Origin of the sequence: Nostoc sp., from assembly GCF_036917815.1 — a bacterium.
Classification (GTDB): domain Bacteria; phylum Cyanobacteriota; class Cyanobacteriia; order Cyanobacteriales; family Nostocaceae; genus Nostoc.
In genome coordinates, this window is sequence record NZ_JBALEK010000069.1 from 21,614 (window position 1) to 42,888 (window position 21,275).

Genomic DNA, 21,275 nt, shown 5'->3' on the forward strand with positions numbered 1-21,275 from the left:
GGGGGAGCAATCCCTGTCCCGAAGCCGTGGAGCGGAGCGAAACATGGGTTGAGAGCAACGCCCTTCTAGGGCGCTCTTACTGGGGCGGACCGTCTCAGTTTTCCCCCTTGCTCCCTGCCCCCTGCTCCCCTGCTTCTTTTGACCATGAGACAAATTGAAAAGAGGGCTAGCAAAAGTTTTACAAAACACCTATAACAATGTCATTTATACCGAAATATACTATCCCCCAATTGCTAGAAATTTTGTATATAGTGGGAGGATTCTCAAGGACAATCGGCAAAGTCGCTATTTACACTTAAAGTTTCTGTTAGAGCAAACAGTCGTGGCAAGCAACAAAATTTTAGTTATCGATGACACTACAGTTGTCAGGGTGAAAGTACGAGAAATGTTGCCTCCGGGCAATTTTGAGGTACTGGAAGCAAAAGACGGTGTGGAAGGACTAAATTTCATCCTTCAGGAAAAACTCAGCCTGATTATGCTGGATTTCCTGTTGCCTAAGATGAGTGGCTGGGAAGTTTTTCAGCAAGTTCAAGCCCACCCAGAGTTAAGGAAAATTCCTTTAGTGATCATGTCTGGTCGCAAGGAAGAGGTAACAGAGAAAATCACAGAACCATTTGAATATTTTGAATTTTTGGGCAAGCCTTTTGATCAGAAGCAACTAATTAACGCAATTAAGTTAGCTATGACCAAGGCGAAACAGCCACGCCCAGAACTAGTTTCAGTAGGAGCGCCGGTTGCTGTCAAAAACAGCACAGTTACAACTTCTAGTGTCGCCAATGGTACGGTAGTAGCCCCTAGCGTCGCAAATAGTGCGATGCCTACGGCGGCAAGCAACGCCACTCCTATTACTGGAGGAGTCTCCGACGCAGAAATTAATGCGTTGAATGAAAAAATTGTCAAAATGCAAGCAGAAATTGATGGTTTGAAGAAACAACTAACTCAGGTTGTGACTTTTATTAAACAAAAAATCAAGTAGTATTTGTGCTCGTTATTATTATCGCAGCCAAAAATACACCGTCTTTAATAGCGGGTGTCCGATTAAAAGCTGGTAAAAATAGTTAGTTCAAAAACAGTTATGTTGACAAATCATCATTGACAACAAAATTCAAAAACAGAAAAAATCATCCCTAGGGGCAATTCATGAATTGCCCCTACCTAAAAATCAGGGTTTATGCCATTGTTTGCCTAATCCCTGATCTAAAATCTGTGTCAAAACTTCATAGATAAGCTAAAACACATCTAACTTGCATATTAAAATTTTCTCAATATCTTGTGGGGTGGGCAACATGAGCGCCCTAATTATGCAACTTGAATGCCGATTAGCTTAGTTCACAGATTGAAAGCAGCAATAGCAAACATTTACCAGATAAACTTGCTAGCAATATCCTTGGAAAACCTATAGCTTTATACCAAAGTTAGCCCTTCCAGAATTACATAGTTCCAGATCAGATATTTATTAGAAAATCATATTTTATAATACAAATTAAACTATCAGAAATCTTATTTCATGATACTGATAGTCTTCCCACGGGAATACTAAGCCATAGAAACAATAATTATGAGCATAGTCCCCAATGTTAGTAGTATTGGATACATTATATTCCTTTCCTGGCTATCGCATTACCGAGCAAATTTACTCAGGTAGTAAAACCCTAGTTTATCGGGGCATTAGAGAACAAGACCAAAAACCAGTCGTTCTCAAATTGATGCGGAATGAATATCCGACGTTCGCGGAAATCGCCCAGTTCCGAAATCAATATATCATCAGTAAAAACCTTGATCTTCCTGGCATAGTCAAAACCTATAGCTTAGAAAACTACCGTAACAGCTACGTCTTAGTGATGGAAGATTTTGGCGGCATTTCCCTCCAAGACTGGCGACTGGAAGACAAGGGGAAGGAGCAAAACAAGCTTCCCCTCAACGAGTTTTTGCCCATTGCGATTCAAATTGCTTCTACCCTTGAAGGACTGCATCGCGATGCCTACGGTGGACTACACCTACGCATTATTCACAAAGATATCAAGCCTGCCAATATCCTTATAAACCCTACCACAGATGAAATAAAACTCATCGACTTTAGTATTGCCACCCTCCTGCCAAGAGAAATTAAATTTCTCACCAATCCCAACATCTTAGAAGGCACCCTCGCTTACATTTCCCCAGAACAAACCGGAAGAATGAACCGAGGTATTGACTACCGCACTGATTTTTATTCTCTCGGTGTTACCTTCTTTCAACTCCTCACCGGACAGTTACCCTTCACCACCAAAGATCCGATGGAGTTAGTTTACTGTCACATTGCCAAACAACCGCCAAGAGCCAGCCGAATTAACTCCAATATTCCGTCAATTTTGTCTGACATTATTAGCAAGCTGATGGCAAAAAATGCCGAAGATCGCTATCAGAGTGCCTTGGGGTTAAAACATGACTTGGAGGTGTGCCAAAGCCAATGGGAAGAAATAGGAAATATAACACCCTTTGAACTAGGTGCGAGGGACATCTCAGACCGTTTCGTAATTCCCGAAAAACTCTATGGTCGCCAAAGCGAAGTTGAAACCCTACTCGCTGCTTTTAGGCGTGTGACAGAGGGGGCAACAGAAATGATATTAGTCGCGGGTTTCTCTGGCATTGGCAAAACTGCTGTGGTCAATGAAGTCCACAAACCCATTCTACGGCAGCGTAGCTACTTCATCAAAGGAAAATTTGACCAGTTCCAACGCGATATTCCCTTGTCAGGATTGGTGCAAGCTTTTCGGGACTTAATTGGGCAACTTCTCTCGGAAACTGATGCCCAAATTCAACAATGGAAAGCCAAAATTCTGGGGGAGTTGGGTACACAAGCTCAGGTAATTATTGATGTGATTCCTGAACTAGAACAGATTATTGATAAGCAACATCCGGTTACAAAACTGTCTGGCAGTGCTGCTCAAAATCGCTTCAATTTATTGTTTAAAAAATTTATCCAAATCTTCACAACGAAAGAACACCCTCTAGTTATTTTCCTCGATGACTTGCAATGGGCAGATACAACTTCACTAAAATTAATTCAATTATTAATGTGTGAAATCAGCTTGTCTTCTTTATCAGAAGAGACAGATCAGGTGCATGAAAATCAGGGGGGTTTATTATTAATTGGTTCATATCGAGATAATGAAGTTTCCAAGGCACATCCACTTTATTTAACACTACAGGAGATTGAACAAGCAGGAGTAATTATTAATACGATCACCCTAGCACCCTTAAATCAGAGTGATTTAAATCATCTCATTGCTGATACCCTTCATTGCCCTGAAGTAGTAGCGGTTCCTCTGACGCAGATGGTGTTTGCCAAAACTAAAGGCAACCCCTTCTTTTCCGTTCAATTTCTCAAATCTTTAGCCGATGATGGGCTAATTGTATTAAATTTTGATATTGGTCATTGGCAGTATGATATTTCCAAAGTTAAAGAATTAGCTCTCACAGATGATGTAGTAGAATTTATCGCCCTGCAAATAGAAAAATTGCCAAAAAATACCCAAAAAGCCCTGAAACTTGCAGCCTGTATTGGTAATCAATTTGACTTAAAATCTCTGGCGATCGTCAATGAAAAATCTGTAGTAGATACAGCATCAGACTTGTGGCAAGCATTACTTGATGGGTTAGTTTTACCACAAGATGAAAACTATAACATATTTTTCAAAGATAATACTAATCAAGAATTCATTGTTAATGGAATAGAATCTACACAATTTTCAAGTTCTAATTTCCAGCTACCTAAATATAAATTCGTACATGATCGAGTGCAGCAAGCCGCTTATTCTTTGATTCCCGAAGAACAAAAAAAGCCAATTCACTTAAAAATTGGGCTACTATTATTGAGCAATATTCCAGTTGTAGAACAGGAAGAAAAGATTTTTGAGCTTGTCAATCAGTTTAATATCGCAGTGGAATTCATCTCCCCTCAAGCTAAACGAGATGAACTAGCCCAGATGAATCTAATTGCTGGACGTAAAGCTTTAGCATCAACAGCTTATCCTGCTGCCGTTAAGTATTTAACTACGGGCATCGAACTGCTGGCAGATAATAGCTGGGAGACGAAACATCATCTCACCCTGGCTTTATATGAGACTGCGACAGAGGCAGCATACCTGGCTGGCAACTTTAAACTTATGGAGGAATTAGCAGATCTAGTGTTGGCGCGTGAAACACTACTCGAAAAAGTAAAAGTTTATGAAGTCAAAATTCAGGCTTATGGGGCGCAGAACCAAGCACTGGAGGCTGTAAATACTGCTCTAATCTTTTTGAAACTTTTGGAAGTAGAGTTTCCTGAACATCCAAGCCAGTCGGATATTCAGTTAGCAATGGCAGAATTAACATCAAATCTCAACGGGAGGTCTATTGAGGATTTAATTAATCTGCCGGAGATGATAGAAACCCAAGCACTGGCGGTGATGCGTATCCTTTCTAGTGCAGTTCCTGTTGCTTATCAAGTTGCTCCAGAACTGTTACCACTACTTGTGATTAAACAAATTGAATTTTCTCTTAAATACGGCAATACTCCCTTGTCAGCCTATGCCTATGTTAGTTACGGAATGATACTCTCTGGAGTAGTAGGAGACATTGAATCTGGTTATCAAATCGGTAAACTGGCTTTAAGTCTATTAACTAGGTTAGATATTAAAACACTCACAGCTAAGATCGTCGTCACATTTAATGCCAATATCAGACCTTGGAAGGAACACGTTAGGCTTTTATTAAAATCTTTAATAGAAGCCTACTCTGCCGCGCTGGAAACAGGAGATTTGGAATTTGCGGCCTATTCTCTTTACACTTATTGCTACAGTGCATATTTTATCGGACAAGAACTGACAGAACTCAAACAGGAGATAACAACTTATAGCAATACTATCAGTCAACTTAAGATAGAAACAGCATTTAACTGGAGTGCTATCTATCGACAAACTGTTTTGAACTTACTAGGAGGTGTGGAAAATACCTGTCTTTTAATTGGTGAATCTTATGATGAGGAGAAAATGCTGCCGATTCATCTCCATATCAAAGATAGACTTGGACTTTTACATCTATATTTCTGCAAGCTTCAGTTATGTTATCTATTTCAGGACTTCTTGCAAGCAATTGAAAATGCCACTATAGCCGAAAATTATTTAGATGCTGGAATAGGACATCTAGTTGTTCCTACTTTCCGTTTTTACGATTCTCTAGCTAGGCTGGCAGTTTACTGCGATGTTGAAGAGTCTGTACAAAAACAAATCCTGAAAAAGGTTGCAGCCAATCAGCAACAGATGCAGCACTGGGCGAATCACGCCCCAATGAATTATTTGCATAAATTTTATTTAGTCGAAGGAGAGCGGCATAGAGTTCTGGGTCAATATATTGAAGCTATGAGCAATTACGATCGCGCTATTTCCTCTGCTAAGGAACACAAGTACATCAATGAAGAAGCTTTAGCAAATGAACTTGCTGCTAAATTCTATCGACAGTGGGGTAAACAGAAGATTGCACAAATATATCTAACTGATGCTTACTATGGTTACGTTCGCTGGGGAGCATTAGCCAAAGTTGATGATTTGGCAAAATGCTATCCCCAATTAATCGCTCCTATATTCCAGCAAGAAAAACTGAGTATCCATTCCAGCGAGGAAAGCACTTCTTTCAATAACACATCCATATCATCTTTATCTACCCTAAGTAATCAACAAACTGTTATTGGCTCGAAGACCAGTATTTCTGACTCTCTGGATTTAGCCGCATTTATTAAGGCATCTCAAGCACTCTCTGGGGAAATTGATCTGGAGCGACTACTTTCTACTTTGATAGAAGTTGTGATGGAAAATGCAGGAGCCTCTAAATGCGCTTTAATTTTGAGCGAAGCTGATAATTTAGCATTAACTGTCACAGCAGTTTGTTCCAGTTCAAATTTTGACCATACCTACACGGAGTTTCCCTCAACTTCCTTGGAGTCAAGCTATGATGTTCCCATTACTTTGATTAACTACGTTAAACGCTCCAGAGAAATCTTAGTTATTGATGATGCAATGGCTGTTTCTTTTCTAGCAGGTGATAGCTACATTATTAGTGAAGAACCTAAGAGTTTGTTGTCTATACCTCTTCTAAATCAAGGTAAATTAATTGGGATTCTTTACCTAGAAAATTATCTGACTACAGGAGCATTTACACGTGATCGCGTAGAACTCCTCAAACTCCTCACCACTCAAGCAGCAATATCCCTAGAGAATGCAATCCTCTACAAAAATTTGGCACAAGCTAAAGAAAGTTTGGAGAAGTACAACCATACTCTAGAGGAAAAAGTCCAGGAAAGAACGCAGGAAATAAACGACAAAAATCACTGTTTACAACAAGCTCTAAAGGAATTGCAACGCACCCAGATGCAATTGATTCAAAGTGAAAAAATGTCTGGTTTGGGAGAAATGGTGGCGGGAATTGCCCATGAAATCAATAACCCGATTAACTTTATTCATGGTAATATTAATCATGCTAGTGAGTATTTCCAAGACTTGCTGGATTTGGTAGTTATCTATCAGCAGGAATATCCACTTTCTTCGCCTTTAGTTAATGAGAAATCTGAGGAGATTGACATAGATTTTCTAATAGAAGACTTGCCAAAGATTCTAGATTCAATGAAAGTGGGGAGTTCGCGTATCCGGAATATTGTTTTAGGCTTACGCAACTTCTCCCGTCTAGATGAAGCTGAGATGAAGTGTGTAGATATTCATGAGGGAATAGACAACACTTTAATGATTTTGCAGCACCGACTCAAAGAAAAGAGCGATCGTTCTGAAATTGAAGTCATCAAAGAATATGGTAAGTTGCCAGAAATTAGTTGTTACCCTGGTCAACTCAATCAAGTATTTATGAATATCCTGAGCAATGCGATTGATGCTCTAGAAGAGTCATTTGTAATTCGTCATGGGTCATTGGTGAATGACAACAGACACATAAGAAAGGACAAAGGACAAATTCGTATTTATACCGAACTAACAGATTTAAATACTGTAAAACTTAAGTTTGTCGATAATGGCTCTGGCATCACAGAAGCAGTACAACAGAAAATATTTGACCCATTTTTTACAACCAAGTTGGTAGGAAATGGTACGGGATTGGGATTATCAATTAGCTATCAAATTGTCGTGGAAAAACACCAGGGTAGTTTAATATGTAATTCTACCCCCAAAGAGGGAACTGAATTTGTAATTGAGATTCCCGTATGATAATAGGAGCCTCAAGCTTGGCGCTCCTATTAGTTTTGATCGAATGGTGAAAGTTTGTAATTAGCGGCTCTAGCCCTTGAAATTGAGTGATAAATTTCTCAATACAAAGCTCTCAAAATTAATGCAATACACTACTAGTAGTCTGTTAAGAACAATTTGATTAGTTTGATAAATTTGGTTTCTAAAACTCATCAAATCAACTATGACAGACTACTGGGGGACAGATGTAGTTGTCATATTCTCTAAAGACTTTTGATGCACACGCTCTCCTGTAATTACTATCTTGATTCCCTTAGCAGGCGTAAGTGTAAAACCTCGACGCTGTAGTCTCTCTGGTCGATTATCAACCAAGGCAAATTGATAGTGTGACAAGATTGTTGCCAATACTAGCTTCATTTCAAATATGGCTAAAGCCTCGCCAATACAGCGACGAACACCACCACCAAAAGGCAAAAATTCATAAGGAGAAAATTGCTGCTCAAGAAAGCGCTCTGGCTGAAACTGCTTGGGCTGGGGATATAAATCCTGACGTTGGTGAGTTAGATAAATGCAACCAACAACTACCGTACCAGGCTCTAAGCGATGTTTTAGTAGTTCAACAGGTTCTTGCACTACCCTTGGCAAAGTCAACATGACCACAGGAGTAATCCGCAAAGTCTCATTACAGACAGCTGTGAGATAAGGCAATCGGAAAATGCTCATGGGATCTGGTGAATCGCCTAATGTATCAAGTTCCTGAAGCAATTTTTCATGGACTTCTGGGTTTTGGTGAATCCAGTATAGTGCCCAAGCCATTGCCGTTGCCGTAGTCTCATGTCCAGCAATCATCAGGGTGATCAACTCGTCACGCAACTCTTCATTTGTCATAGGTTGACCAGCCTCATCCCGAGCTGATATCAGCATGGAGAGGATATCGATACGATCTCGATCGGGTTGCTGTCGGCGTTCAGCAATCTCAGCATAGATCAATTCATCTATTTGTTGCCGTCGGCGCAGAAAATTTCCCCACGGACTCCAAGTTCCTAAATCCTGTTGTAGAAATGAAAAAAAGAATAGGCTAGAAGTAAGTGGTGACCAAAAGTCGTCCAAAAAAGATCCCAGTAGATGCTTAAGTTTTTGGCAACGTTCTCCTTCATACATGCCAAAAACAGCTTCTAAGATGACTTGCAGAGAAATCTCCTGCATTGTATTACGGGCTGAAAAGGGCAAATTTTGTGGTACTTGACTAAAAACTTTTTCGCTAAGATTAGAGATTAGCTGGCCGTAAGCTCGCATTCGCTCTCCATGAAAACCCGGCATCACAAGTTGTCGTCGCTGTTTATGTTGAGCGCCCTCCAGCAAGAAAACTGAATGATTCCCTACTAAGGGTTCGACAATTTTGTTCACCTCAGCAACAGCAGCAAACTTCTTTCTATCGTTGGTTAAAATTTCCTGAATTGCTTGGGGATGGTTTACAAAAACTACGGTATCCCCAAAACCAATTATCCTAGCAGTGAAAATGTCAGGATATTGTTGAGCCGCTTTTTCCATATATCCAACAGGGTCAGTGACCCACTGAACCTTTTGGAGAAAAGGGGGGGTTTTGAGAATATTTGGTAGTGAAATCTGTTTTGTCATCTCGAAATTATGGTTACAAGTAGAATGTTAAAATTTGCTGATTTGAAAGTTTAAGATTAACTTAATAGTTAACTAAATCCAGTTTTTCTGTAGTTTCATATCGGGCAGTCAGAGAATACCAATTGAGATTGCCACCAATCCATGAGTGCATTATTGATATATATTTTTCCAGAGCAACATCTAGCTCTTCTCCAAAAGAGGGAATAGTTGCTTCTAAATTGATCAAATATTTGACCTTTTCATCATGCATATCAGCAGCCACCTTGATTGCTTTATCTAAAGGTAGTTCCTGTAGATAATGTAGTATGATTGCTAAGTTATGAACATCACCACTCCCCATCTCCCTAGATGCTGAAAAAACATCGTTACACCAAGCAAGAATATCAATTGTACTCAGTTCTATTTCTTTCACAATTTTATGATTTCGTAAAACATCAGAGAGCATGAACTTATTACAAAATTCACTTACTGTCAGGAAAAGATATCCTCCTACGCTGAATCTTCTGCACTTCATATAAGTGTCAATATTAGGTACAATTCCTTCTGCCCGAATAGCTGCTTCCTCTACACATCCGTGGCAGTATTGCTCAAAACAGTGCAGGAAATAATTGAACCATTTTTCGCTCGCTCTTTCGCGTGTACGCTGTCGCAAATCAGCCAAGGCATGATTAATAGGTATATCTTGCCTCGTTAGTTCTGATCCTTTCAATATTTCTATAAATCTTTGCTGAAAAATTTTGAGCGCTTGTGGTTGTTTTTTGAACTCTGACATATCGCATTGATCATCCCAAATAAATACCCAACTAAGCCAGTCATTTCCAATCTTAAGTTCTTCCAAATCACACTCTGGATAGGCACTTGCAGCTAACAAGAAAAATTTTGACTTTGAGAAACGCTGATAAGCACTTTTACTTGCTTGTAGATTAAAACGAGTTACCCATTCAAGAGCATGCTCTTCTAGAATATCAACATGCTTATTGATCTGGGATGGAAATCGGCAGTATAAGTCAGGGTAGAGCAATTGCTTCATAACAAATCTATTGGTTTAAAGTACCGAAAAAAATGAATTACAGTAGAACAAACAAAATACCTCCATAGGTTTTTTTAAAGTCTATGACAAACTTTTATTAATTTTTCACAAATAACATTTTCTCAAGTGTGTAAAATACATTTACGCCACTATTATGGGTATGTAAATCTATACGAATCTTGAGAAAGTTATGTAGCTATTGTTAAATATTTTTTATTCACAAAATAACCGTATTTATCTGGAATTATGCTTTTTAATAAAAATAAATATTTTTGTATCTGTTCGTTCATAATAAATACTGTTGACTTGCTAAAAAACTTAGCTTATCGCATCAACAATGTTGTTCTGGGATAGCGCTACTTTTATAAAAAGACAAGGGTAATAATGACTAATTTCAGAGCGATCGCCTTCATAAAAGAGGATGTTCAACTCCGGTGAAAGTCAAGAGTGGTGGTTAATGTCTATGCTGTAGCGATCGCACTCGTGGTCGATTAGGGGTAATTTATTGTGAGAATGTTGCTGTTGTCAGAGTTTTTGGGAACTATAGGATTGTCAGACGCGAAAGAAAGCCAGTCAGTCTGCGAAAAAATAGCAGTGACTGAGCTGCGATCGCAGGGCAATAGTGAACAACTAACAAGAAGTAAAATTAATTTAAGTATATGAATGACAAGCTAGAGATGAAAATACTTTATGAACCAGAAGATAATTTAATTTTAGTGGTGGATGATACCACTACAAATCTAGAAATTGTCTTTGGCATATTAACTAATGTAGGCTTTAAAGTCATTACAGAAAATGATGGTAAAAAGGCAATTTGTCAGGTTGAAAATAGACTACCTGATTTGATATTATTAGATGTAATGATGCCGGGAATAGATGGATTTGAAACCTGCAAAAGGCTCAAAGAAAATTCAGTTACTTGTGATATTCCCGTAATTTTTATGACCGCCAACTCTGATACTGATAGTAAGGTAAAGGGTCTAAATATGGGGGCAGTTGATTACATCACTAAACCCTTTCATGAAGAAGAATTATTAGCTAGAATTAAAACCCATCTTCAATTACGAAATCTCACAAAAACTTTAGAAAAACGAGTTGCAGAAAGGACAGCAGCTTTGTCTAGGGCATTAAAAGACCTCCAAGAGTCTCAACTTCACCTTGTACAGACAGAAAAAATGTCTGCCCTTGGTCAATTAGTAGCAGGAGTTGCTCATGAAATTAATAATCCAGTTGGTTTCATTCATGGCAATCTCGGACACGCTTCAGTATACTTCCAAAACATGGTTAACATTATTGACCTCTATCAGCAGCATTATCCTAATCCGGTTCCAGAAATTCAAGAGCAAATTGCCGCGATAGATTTGAAGTATATGCTTGCCGATCTACCTAATTTAATTTCCTCAATGAAAGAGGGTGTTCAGCGTATTCGCAACATTAGTACCAGTCTGAGAACCTTTTCTCGAGCAGATAGCGATCGCAAAGTTTCTTGCAATATTCACGATGGCATTGACAGCACAATCATGATCCTCAAACACCGCTTAAAAGCATCGGAGGAACGACCCGATATTCAAGTAACTAGAGATTACGGTAATTTGCCAGACTTAGAATGCTTCATCGGACAATTAAATCAGGTATTTATGAATTTATTAGCTAATGCTATTGATGCTTTAGAGGAGTCTAATATAGGACGCACCTATATTGCAATTGAAGCAAATCCTAATCAAATTTTGATTCAGACGACTCTGACTGAAGATAAAAATCATATCTTGATTCGGATTAAAGATAATGGCGTGGGAATGTCGGCTGATGTTCAGCAAAACATCTTTGACTATTTATTCACCACTAAGCCTATCGGTCAAGGAACAGGATTAGGATTATCAATTGCTCGTCAAATTGTTGTCCATAAACATGGAGGAACTCTGGAGATAAATTCAGCACTAGGAGAAGGTTCAGAGTTTATTATCAAGCTTCCTATTTAGTAATTAATAAGAAATAAATAAATTTATGTTCAAGGCAGTAGTAGCTCATAGTAACGATCCAGATTCTCAATCAGCAGTTGAAGAAGTTCTTCAGCAATGTGCTAGTTCTCTTGCAGGAGATATACCCAAAGCTGGGATTATTTTTGCTGCAATTGACTTTGAACATTCTCTGATTTTACAGCAAATTTATCAGGCTTTTCCTGGGATTGAGTTGATTGGTGGAACAACAGATGGAGAAATTTCTTCAGTCTTAGATTTTCAGCAGGACTCAATCACCTTGATGTTGTTTTGCTCAGACGAAGTTGAAATTCACGCAGGAGTTGGACGCCAAGTTTCAGCTGATCCAATTACTGCGACTAAACAAGCTGTAGAGCAGGCTAAAGCAAAAAGTACCGCACCTCCAAAGCTATGCTTAACTCATCCAGAGAGCCTCACAACTAGTGGTGTTTCTATATTGAATGGCTTAAAGCTAGCTCTTGGTCAATATGTGCCGATATTCGGTGGTTTGGCAGGCGATCAATCAAGATATCAAAATACATATCAATTTTTTCAAACAGAAGTATTAAGTGATTCTGTACCAATTCTGCTTTTTTCCGGCAGAATATTGTTTTCTCACGCTGTTGCAAGTGGTTGGCATCCTATTGGTCAAACAAGCAAAATTACTAAGGTAGATCAGAACATAGTCTATGAAATAGATGGTAAACCAGCTTTAGATTTTTATCATCATTATTTAGGTTCGCTTCCTCCCTCAATGGAATATCCACTAGCAGTGTTTGAGCAAAATCGAGACAGTTTTTATATAAGAGCGCCTATTGCTTACAATCAGGAATCTGGTAGCATAACATTTTTTGGAGATATTCCCGATCAAGCAATTATTCAAATTTCAGAAGCAGCTTATGAAGATATTCTGGCAGCTTCAAAAGCATCGTTTATGAATGCCTTAGATAATTACCCAGGTGCAGAACCGAGTGCTGTTTTATTTTTTTCATGTGTAGCTCGTCGGCAAATACTTGGTACAAGGGCACAAGAGGAGTATCAGAATACGAAACTTTACCTGACTGACTATTTACCTGCCTGTGGATTTTATTCTTATGGAGAGATTGCTCCTATAGATCGAATTAGTCAGACGCAATTTCATAATGAAACTTTTGTAACTTTAATTTTGGGAACTCGGTAAAAACTGATGGAAATCCTGGATCATCAACAAGAAATTAAGGAACTAAAAAAAGCGAATAGAATTATCCAAAAACAATTGGAGCGTTCTGAGTCAGACCGGATACAACTCGAATATACAAACAAAAAAAAAGAATCCTTGCTCAGGAAAGTAATTGATGAATTAAAGGAATATCAAAACAACTTAGAAGAAAGAAGCTATGAGCTAGAAACCATGCTTCTTAATCTTCAGATAATGCAGAATAAGATGTCTACTTTGGGAGGTCTTGTGGCAGAAGTAGCTCATGAAATTAATAACCCAGTTGGCTTTATAGCAGGTAATCTGGCTCCGGCTAAAGAGTATATTCAGAATTTATTACATCTCATTGAACTCTATCAGCAAACCTATCCCAAACCGTCTCAAGAAATTCAGAAAAAAATCGAAGTAATTGACCTGGAGTATGTGCGCGAGGATCTACTTAAACTCATTTCCTCAATGAGAGAAGGCACAGATCGCATTTCCAACATTAGCAACAGCTTGAGAATTTTCTCTAGAGCAGATACAGAACGAAAAGTTCTGTTTAATCTTCATGAAGGTATTAATAGCACTCTCCTCATTCTCAAGCACCGTTTGAAAGCTAATAAGATTCGTCCTGCTATTGAATTAGTTCAAGATTATGGAGAATTTCCTCTAGTAGAATGCTTCCCAGGACAACTGAATCAGGTATTTATGAATTTGTTGGCAAATGCCATTGATGCTTTAGAAGAGTCTAACTCTGGACTGAGTTTTAATGATATTAAGGTAAATCCCAATAAAATTACAATTCATACGGCTCTAACTGAAGATAACAATCATGTCTCGATTCGGATTCAAGATAATGGGGTGGGAATATCGGCTGATGTTCAGCAAAAAATGTTTGACCATTTATTCACAACCAAACCTGTGGGAAAAGGAACAGGATTAGGATTATCAATCACTTATCAAATAATTGTCCAAAAACATAAAGGAACTCTAGAAGTAAATTCTGTGTTAGGAAAAGGTTCTGAGTTTATAATCACTATTCCAATTTATTAAATTAGTAAATATAACAATTATTCAAATTAATATTAGGAGAAAGAAATGTTCGGTATGGTAGCAGGTTATAGTGAACGAATAATTCATGGTTAATAATTCATAATGAATTACGGATGAGGATTTGACACTCCCCGGCGTGAACGCACGGGGATTCTTCTATCTACGAGACGGCTTGCTCTGACAGGATTGCTCCAATTAAAGTAGAGGTCGATTCTCCAGAAGCGTTGCTTGCGTCTAGCGCAAAGGTTCCGGTATGCCCTACCGTACCCAATCCTAAATTAAGAATGTTTATCCCGGCGTTCTGATCTCTGTCTAACTTGCAGCCACATTGACAAAGGTGTGTGCGAGTGGATAGAGACTTTTTGACAATTACGCCACAGCTAGAACATTCTTGGGAGGTATATGAGGGATTCACAGCAATAGTAATCCTCTTAAATACCTTTCCAAAATACTCCAGCCACACCCGAAATTGATACCAGCCAGCATCATTTATTGACTTTGCTAGGCAATGATTTTTGACTAGGTTGGGTTGAGGAACGAAACCCAACACCAACAATCTCTGGTTTTGTTGGGTTTCACTTCGTACCCTTCGGGGATCTTGCTACAACCCAACCTACGAATATTTTTTTGAAGTAATAAAAGAGGGTTAGAAACAAAAGCAAGTATTAAATTCTCTGAATAAAAAGATTAATACCAATTCTGTATGGAGATGCATAGAAAGAACCCCACCGCCTGCGGCAGGTTGGGAGGGTTCAAAATAATGTGCAGCTTCACAGAAAATTGGTATAAGCAGTTACTTTAGAGATGTTTTGGGGAACTCTAGAAGTGTACATCCAAGATTGTGTCCTCAAAATTTATGACCAATACACTTGACCACTCAATAGGTACACTGAATCTCTCTTTAGAACGCGATATATTTTTACGTACATTAATTAGAGAATTATCTGGCACTTTGCAGGACGTAGTTGGCTTAAAAGAAGCTTCTGGATTTATTAGCGTAGTTGGTGAAAGAATGGGGAGGCAGCTCAACCAAGATTATAAATCTGCTCTGGAAGTCTCCAACCTTTCTCGTAAGCAGGTAGCTGATGTGTTGGTTGATTTAAAAAAACGAATCCAGGGCGATTTTTATGTCATTGAGCAGAATGATGAAAAAATTGTCTTTGGCAATCGTGTCTGCCCATTTGGTGACAAAGTACTTAATCGCCCTACCATGTGTATGATGACTTCAAACGTCTTTGGGACGATCGCAGCTAATAATCTGGGATATGCGAAAGTAGAATTGCAAGAGACCATAGCAGAGGGTGCTTCTGAATGTAGAGTTATTGTTTACTTAAAACTTACAGAAGAGGCAGAAGATGCAGAAGGTCGAGAGTACTTTCGGGGACTAGAATCTGTCTAAACCCTTCAGTACTAAACCAACCCCAGCATACAAGCTTGAGTGCAGATATATAAAGTAGAGTCAAACCCTGAAACTGGAAATCCCATGACTCCTGAACAATTTCTTGAACTTGCCAGAGTTTTACCAGAACCTTTACTCCTGGTGAGTGGAGAGGGTCAGTTGTTAGCTACCAATCAACCAGTAGCAGATATGTTGGGGTTACACCGTAAGGAACTGCGGGGAAAAATGCTCTTTGAACTTGTAACTGAGCCTGCTAGTGATATTGTCAAGTACCTGCAAGCTTGTTCAAGTAGTAGGGCAATGGTTATTGGCTCCTTGACTTTACGAAAGAATGATGGACAAACGTTAATATGTCGTAGTCAAGGAGCCGTTATTCAACCTTGGTCTTGTAAATTTTCAGCTTTAATTCTCTTACGCTTGGAAAACAGAACTTTAGCCAGCAGTAATTTCGTTCTCCTGAATGAGAAAATCGGTGAGTTAGCAAAAGAGGTTCAGAGACGTAAACAGGCAGAGGAAGCCCTCAAGAAAGCGAATCAAGAGCTAGAAATTCGGGTTGAGGAACGTACAACTGCTTTACAAGAAACACTAAAGGAACTGCAACTTACTCAAACTCAGCTGATCCAATCTGAGAAAATGTCTAGTTTAGGTCAGATGGTCGCTGGTATCGCCCATGAAATTAATAACCCCGTGAGTTTTATTTATGGAAACCTTCACCACGCTCATAAATACACTCAGGATTTACTGAAATTGGTGCAAATTTATCAACAATTTTGTCCAAATCCTCTTCCAGAAATCCAAGAGCAAATAGAAGAAATAGACTTAAATTTCCTGATTCAAGATACAACTAAACTTTTTCAGTCAATGACAGTGGGAGCAGAGCGTATTCAGGAAATTGTTAAATCACTACGTAACTTTTCCAGACTGGATGAAGCAGAACTTAAGCAAGTTAATATCCATGAAGGAATTGATAGTACTTTAATGATTTTGGAGCATCGCCTGCAAGCTAGGCATGAGTACCCAGAAATCAAAGTCATCAAAAAATATAGTCAACTTCCCAATGTAACTTGCTACCCTAGTCAACTCAACCAAGTGTTTATAAATATTCTTGCTAATGCCATCGATGCACTGGAGGTATCGGCAAAGAATGGTGAGTGGTCAACTGTAAATTCACAAATTACTGAAAATGGAAAACTGTCAAAGAATAATCCCCAAATTCAAATTAAAACTGAGGTAATTGATAAAAACTGGATCGCGGTTAGTATTGCTGATAATGGTTTGGGGATAAATGAACAAGTACGCTCAAAGTTATTTGACCCGTTTTTCACAACTAAAAATGTGGGCAAAGGTACTGGACTAGGGCTATATATAAGCTATCAGATTATAGTTGAAAAACATGACGGACAACTTAGCTGTTTTTCTGTTCCCGGAAAAGGTGCAGAATTTGTAATTAGGATACCTGTTAATATTATGTCTGCTAAATTACCCATAATCAAAGAACCCCAACCCCAAATGTAAAGGAATCTAGTTCCCTCCCCAATACGGTTCGGTTAAAGCAAGAGACGCGATAAATCGCCGTCAAGACAAAGGACTGATTATTGTCAAGACGGCGATTTATCGCGTCTTTGCGATTAGCGGCGTGTCATCAAAAAATCTTATCCGAACCGTATTGGGTTATATGATTAGGAAACTTTAGATGACAAACGCCTGTGTGCTAATTAGCAAACAGGCGTGTCTTTGAGTATAAAGTTTGGTTGAGACTCGGTTAAATCTTAGCAGTAGAATCAACTGAGGGTTGAGACTGACTAACCGAATCTAACTTTGGCAAAAGCAGTAGATTTTGTGCTTTTACATTACTGTTGATTGTTGCTTGCAAAAATGGGGTGTGGGAGATGGAATTGTTCGCCAATGTAAACAGTGGATTTGACAAAATCCCTGCTACAGTAGTGGCAATTAATGTTACCACCAACCCAACCTGCAAAGGTCTTAGCCCAGGCAAATCCCAACGCACTTGTGGATAATTCTTCACTGCGTCGGACATTTCATGGGGTTCTTTAACTACCATCATCTTAACTACGCGAATGTAGTAGTAGATGGAGACGACACTGGTAACTAAGCCCAGCAAAACTAACCAATAAAGTCCTGCCTGCCAACCTGCCCAGAATAAGTAAATCTTGCCGAAAAACCCAGCCAATGGGGGAATACCACCCAAGGAAAGTAGGGAAATACTCAACCCCAATGTTAAGAGTGGGTCTTTTTGATATAAACCAGAGTATTCGGCAATCTGGTCGGTTCCCGTGCGTAATGAGAACAGGATGATGCAGGTAAAGGCGCACAGGTTCATGAATAGGTAAACCAGTAGATAAAATATCATACTGGCATATCCTGCCTGTGTACTAGCAATCAAGCCAATCATTACAAACCCAGCTTGGGCAATGGATGAATAAGCTAGCATCCGTTTCATGCTGGTTTGGGCTAGGGCGACGACGTTACCCAAGATCATGCTGAGAACGGCTAGAGCAGTGAAGACAAACCTCCACTCTTCAGCCACAAGGGGGAAGGCTGTTGTTAGCAAGCGAATGGCTAGGGCAAACCCAGCTGCTTTGGAACCGACTGATAAAAAGGCGATGACTGGGGTGGGGGCGCCTTCGTAAACGTCTGGTGTCCACTGGTGGAAGGGTGCAGCAGAGATTTTGAAGCCAATACCTGCGATCGCAAAAACCAGGGCAATCACTAAACCTAAAGATTGACCGACTTTAGCTGTGGCAATGCCATTAGCGATCGCACTTAATTCAGTTTGTCCTCCAGATAGTCCATACAGCAGTGATACACCGTACAAAAATATTGCCGTACTGGAAGCTCCAATTAACAAGTATTTCAGTGCTGCTTCATTGGAGCGGGGGTCACGCTTGGTATAACCTGTCAACAAATAAGAGGAGATACTCAGGGTTTCTAGGGAGATGAAAATCATCACCAACTCACTAGCCCCGGATAAAAACATCCCTCCTAAAGTAGCACTCAGCAAAATAGCGATGAATTCGGCTAAAGGGGTGCCGCTCTGTTCAACGTAGCGAATTGACATCAGTATAGTGGCAACCGCAGATAAGGCAATAATCCCGCGAAAGACGATACTCAGGTCATCACCATTAAAGCCACCGGTAAAACCGATGGGATTAGGAGCGTCCCATTGAAAATATAGGGCGACAATCGAAGCAAATAAACCTGCGATCGCTAAATATCCAATCCAGCGTGCGGATGTACGCCCCAAAATCAAATCAACTATCAAAACCCCCAAGAGGGTGAGAATAACAATCCCCTCTGGTAAAATCGTTCCAGCGTTCAACTGGGATGCAATATTAGCAAAATCCATGAGATGTATAGGTTTTGGCGATTAGACATTAAGGCTAACTCTGTTCACTCTAGCAAGTTTTCTAATCCCCAGACTAGCTCTTTTAACAAGAGCTTAACAGCTTGGGTACAAATTGCGATCGCCAAGAAGCCAGGACAATAGAATTCGCGGCTATACAAATGAAGTCCGCCTGCGCGGACTAAGATAAAATTAAGGTTTTTTAACCCAGGTCGCTGGGTTTTGCTTGTGTAGACGCGGTTTCTAACCGCCCTTTTACTTTAATACTGATATTGCTTAACTACGCCCGAATCCTTGACCCCGCAAAACCTTTGACCATACAAGTAATTCGCCCTGCTCACCGCCTGCGGCCAGTAACTTGCCTTCGGGATGCCAAGCTAGGCTAGAAAATCCTGCTGAGACACCTGTGATAATTTGGGATACTTCCTTGGCTTTGTTCCACAAACATAACCAGCCGTCAGTAGCAGCAGAAGCGAGCAGGAAGCTTTTGGGTGCAAAGGCGATCGCATTGATCACACCCACATGATTAGTTAATACTCGCGCTTCCCAACCCAAGGAATCATCCTCTAGCTTTTCCCACACCACAATACCTTCAACGCTAGAAGATGCCAGTATTGGCGCACCCACTTTGGTAATAGCTTCTGACCATGCCAATTGGCGAATTTTACCAGGGAAGCCACGCATTACCCAAGGGTCGGGGTTATTCCATTCCAAAACGCTGACACTGCGATCCATATTGCCAGAAGCCAGGAATTTACCATCGGGCGACCAAGCCATCGCTAAACTGACAGTAGTCATCTCTAAGCTGTATGGTTCTTCATCCCAGTTTTGACTATGCCAAATCTTGACTCCTTTATAACCACTAATGGCTAAATATTGCCCGTCAATGCGCCAATCTATACCCAATACTGAAGAGTTGTCGAAATTCAGCGTCACGACAATTTCCTGAGTATCTGCATCCCAGACTTGGACGTAACGCCCCAAACTAAAAGCCAGTTGGTTACTGGTATAACTCCAAGCTAGCTTGTCAACCCATGCGGGAGCATTTGACAAGGTGGCGATTAATTCGGTGTCGCGCCAAATTTTCACCTGTCCATCTTGTCCGCCAACGGCTAAAAATTTTCCATCGGGTGAAAAGGCCAGACAGTCTACTGATTTACCGTTAGCAGTTTGTAAGGTTGTGAGTTCGCCATCATTCCACAGAACTACTTCACCGGCGGCAGAAGTTGCTGCTAAAGTTTGACCTTGTGGCGACCAGGCGATCGCAGTTACATAATCTGAAAGTGTCCCCGAATAATTTTGTTCAAATTCCTTAGATTTGCTGGTTGTGGTGTTCATATTTGTAGAGGGGGAGTGGGGAATGGGGAATGGGGAATAGGGGATGGGAAATTCCCTACTCCCTACTCCCCACTCCCTATTTAAGCTAGACAAGCGAGAAAATCTTGCTTGAGTTGGGCTGCATCAAGGTTGCGACCGATAAAAACTAGTTCGTTTTTGGGGGTTTCGCTTGGTTTCCAAGGGCGATCGGGTTTCCCATCAAATATCATATGTACTCCTTGAAACACAAATCGATTATCTTCTCCAGCAATATTTAAAATGCCTTTCATCCGAAATATATCTGTCCCTTGGGTACGCAGTAACTCGGAAAGCCAAGTGTTTAATTTTTCTCCATCTACTGCACCTGCTTCTACCAAAGCCACTGAAAAAACACTTTCATCGTGTACGTGGGCATCTTCGCCTAAGAAATCTGGATCAATTTCTAATGCGCGGTCTAAATCAAAGGCTTTTACACCTAATAAAGCATCTATTCCTAGTTCAGAATTCTGGGTACGGTAGATTTTGGCCATCGCATTCATCGCCCGAATCCGTTTTTCTAATTCATCCAACTCTTCTGGCGCTACCAAATCTGTTTTATTAAGTAAAATCACATCGGCAAAGGCAATCTGTTCTTGGGCTTCGTCTGCATCCCAATGCTGCCAAATATGCTTGGCATCTACGACTGTCACCACTGCATCTAGAGACAGTTGGCTTTGCAAATCTTCATCAACAAAAAATGTCTGAATCACTGGTGCTGGATCGGCTAGTCCAGTGGTTTCAATTACTATATGGTCAAATTTATCACGCCGCTTCATCAAATTGCCAATGATGCGAATTAAGTCGCCGCGCACTGTACAACAGATACAGCCGTTGTTCATTTCAAAAATTTCTTCATCGGCATCGATAATCAATTGATTATCAATACCCACTTCCCCAAATTCATTAACAATCACAGCAACTTTTTTACCGTGTTCGTAGGTGAGGATGTGATTGAGTAGAGTCGTTTTACCTGCTCCCAAATAACCTGTAAGAACAGTAACGGGAACTGAATTATTGATTACGTCAGCTACCATACTCTAAATTCCCCTTGTCTCACCTTGTGGATAATCATTA

Annotated in this window: 13 protein-coding genes and 1 pseudogene; 8 read left to right on the forward strand and 6 right to left on the reverse strand. The window is 39.9% G+C overall.

Features of this window, described 5'->3' with window-relative positions; all coding sequences use genetic code 11:
• Nucleotides 1-322 precede the first annotated feature (322 nt).
• Together V7K97_RS22185 and V7K97_RS22190 are read left to right on the forward strand one after the other, a co-directional pair.
• The gene (locus tag V7K97_RS22185; protein ID WP_334803148.1) at nt 323-976 is read left to right on the forward strand and encodes a response regulator; all 654 of its coding nucleotides are present in this window, start codon (nt 323-325) and stop codon (nt 974-976) included.
• A gap of 598 nt (nt 977-1,574) precedes the next feature.
• Nucleotides 1,575-7,229, forward strand: coding sequence for a trifunctional serine/threonine-protein kinase/ATP-binding protein/sensor histidine kinase (locus V7K97_RS22190; protein ID WP_334803149.1), 5,655 nt, complete (start codon nt 1,575-1,577; stop codon nt 7,227-7,229).
• A 210-nt stretch (nt 7,230-7,439) separates the two neighbouring features.
• Here the strand turns inward: V7K97_RS22190 and V7K97_RS22195 are convergent, their stop codons facing one another.
• Nucleotides 7,440-8,846 carry a cytochrome P450 gene (locus V7K97_RS22195; protein ID WP_334803150.1) on the reverse strand — a complete coding sequence of 469 codons (1,407 nt, stop codon included), beginning with the start codon at nt 8,844-8,846 and terminating at the stop codon, nt 7,440-7,442.
• Nucleotides 8,847-8,907: 61 nt separating this feature from the next.
• The gene (locus tag V7K97_RS22200; RefSeq protein WP_334803151.1) at nt 8,908-9,876 is read right to left on the reverse strand and encodes a terpene synthase family protein; all 969 of its coding nucleotides are present in this window, start codon (nt 9,874-9,876) and stop codon (nt 8,908-8,910) included.
• Between the two features lie 659 nt (nt 9,877-10,535).
• Between V7K97_RS22200 and V7K97_RS22205 the strand changes: the two genes are divergently transcribed.
• From V7K97_RS22205 to V7K97_RS22215, 3 genes are read left to right on the forward strand one after another with little or no spacing between them, the layout of a single operon-like run.
• Entirely contained in the window at nt 10,536-11,855 is a 1,320-nt protein-coding gene (locus V7K97_RS22205; RefSeq protein WP_334803152.1) for a hybrid sensor histidine kinase/response regulator, read from the forward strand.
• A 25-nt stretch (nt 11,856-11,880) separates the two neighbouring features.
• Nucleotides 11,881-13,032 (forward strand): FIST signal transduction protein, encoded by a 1,152-nt coding sequence (locus tag V7K97_RS22210; RefSeq protein ID WP_334803153.1) that lies wholly within the window; start codon nt 11,881-11,883, stop codon nt 13,030-13,032.
• 6 nt (nt 13,033-13,038) lie between these two features.
• Entirely contained in the window at nt 13,039-14,082 is a 1,044-nt protein-coding gene (locus tag V7K97_RS22215; protein ID WP_334803154.1) for a sensor histidine kinase, read from the forward strand.
• Between the two features lie 160 nt (nt 14,083-14,242).
• Here V7K97_RS22215 and V7K97_RS22220 read toward each other — a convergent pair.
• Nucleotides 14,243-14,608 (reverse strand): annotated as a pseudogene (locus tag V7K97_RS22220) (RNA-guided endonuclease InsQ/TnpB family protein); the annotation flags it as partial.
• Nucleotides 14,609-14,938: 330 nt separating this feature from the next.
• Between V7K97_RS22220 and V7K97_RS22225 the strand changes: the two are divergent.
• Together V7K97_RS22225 and V7K97_RS22230 are read left to right on the forward strand one after the other, a co-directional pair.
• A complete protein-coding gene (locus tag V7K97_RS22225) occupies nt 14,939-15,481 on the forward strand; it encodes a methanogen output domain 1-containing protein (protein WP_334803155.1) in 543 nt (180 codons plus the stop codon).
• Nucleotides 15,482-15,520: 39 nt separating this feature from the next.
• The gene (locus V7K97_RS22230; protein WP_334803156.1) at nt 15,521-16,996 is read left to right on the forward strand and encodes an ATP-binding protein; all 1,476 of its coding nucleotides are present in this window, start codon (nt 15,521-15,523) and stop codon (nt 16,994-16,996) included.
• Nucleotides 16,997-17,243: 247 nt separating this feature from the next.
• Here the strand turns inward: V7K97_RS22230 and V7K97_RS22235 are convergent, their stop codons facing one another.
• Nucleotides 17,244-18,848 carry an NAD(P)H-quinone oxidoreductase subunit N gene (locus V7K97_RS22235; protein ID WP_334803157.1) on the reverse strand — a complete coding sequence of 535 codons (1,605 nt, stop codon included), beginning with the start codon at nt 18,846-18,848 and terminating at the stop codon, nt 17,244-17,246.
• 3 nt (nt 18,849-18,851) lie between these two features.
• Here V7K97_RS22235 and V7K97_RS22240 point away from each other — a divergent pair, with 3 nt between their 5' ends.
• A complete protein-coding gene (locus V7K97_RS22240) occupies nt 18,852-18,989 on the forward strand; it encodes a hypothetical protein (protein WP_334803158.1) in 138 nt (45 codons plus the stop codon).
• Nucleotides 18,990-19,121: 132 nt separating this feature from the next.
• On the opposite strand, the gene V7K97_RS22245 is transcribed toward V7K97_RS22240, so the two are convergent.
• Nucleotides 19,122-20,183, reverse strand: coding sequence for a WD40 repeat domain-containing protein (locus tag V7K97_RS22245; RefSeq protein WP_334803159.1), 1,062 nt, complete (start codon nt 20,181-20,183; stop codon nt 19,122-19,124).
• A gap of 80 nt (nt 20,184-20,263) precedes the next feature.
• Nucleotides 20,264-21,235, reverse strand: a complete 972-nt coding sequence (locus V7K97_RS22250; protein ID WP_334803160.1) for a CobW family GTP-binding protein — start codon at nt 21,233-21,235, stop codon at nt 20,264-20,266.
• Between the last annotated feature and the right edge of the window lie 40 nt (nt 21,236-21,275).

Excerpts from the sequence above, each read along its gene's own strand:
- V7K97_RS22250 (WP_334803160.1), bottom strand. The coding sequence starts at position 21,235 with ATGGTAGCTGACGTAATCAATAATTCAGTTCCCGTTACTGTTCTTACA.
- V7K97_RS22190 (WP_334803149.1), top strand. The coding sequence starts at position 1,575 with ATGTTAGTAGTATTGGATACATTATATTCCTTTCCTGGCTATCGCATT.
- V7K97_RS22195 (WP_334803150.1), bottom strand. The coding sequence starts at position 8,846 with ATGACAAAACAGATTTCACTACCAAATATTCTCAAAACCCCCCCTTTT.
- V7K97_RS22200 (WP_334803151.1), bottom strand. The coding sequence starts at position 9,876 with ATGAAGCAATTGCTCTACCCTGACTTATACTGCCGATTTCCATCCCAG.
- V7K97_RS22240 (WP_334803158.1), top strand. The coding sequence starts at position 18,852 with ATGTATAGGTTTTGGCGATTAGACATTAAGGCTAACTCTGTTCACTCT.
- V7K97_RS22225 (WP_334803155.1), top strand. The coding sequence starts at position 14,939 with ATGACCAATACACTTGACCACTCAATAGGTACACTGAATCTCTCTTTA.
- V7K97_RS22205 (WP_334803152.1), top strand. The coding sequence starts at position 10,536 with ATGAATGACAAGCTAGAGATGAAAATACTTTATGAACCAGAAGATAAT.
- V7K97_RS22235 (WP_334803157.1), bottom strand. The coding sequence starts at position 18,848 with ATGGATTTTGCTAATATTGCATCCCAGTTGAACGCTGGAACGATTTTA.
- V7K97_RS22210 (WP_334803153.1), top strand. The coding sequence starts at position 11,881 with ATGTTCAAGGCAGTAGTAGCTCATAGTAACGATCCAGATTCTCAATCA.
- V7K97_RS22245 (WP_334803159.1), bottom strand. The coding sequence starts at position 20,183 with ATGAACACCACAACCAGCAAATCTAAGGAATTTGAACAAAATTATTCG.
- V7K97_RS22215 (WP_334803154.1), top strand. The coding sequence starts at position 13,039 with ATGGAAATCCTGGATCATCAACAAGAAATTAAGGAACTAAAAAAAGCG.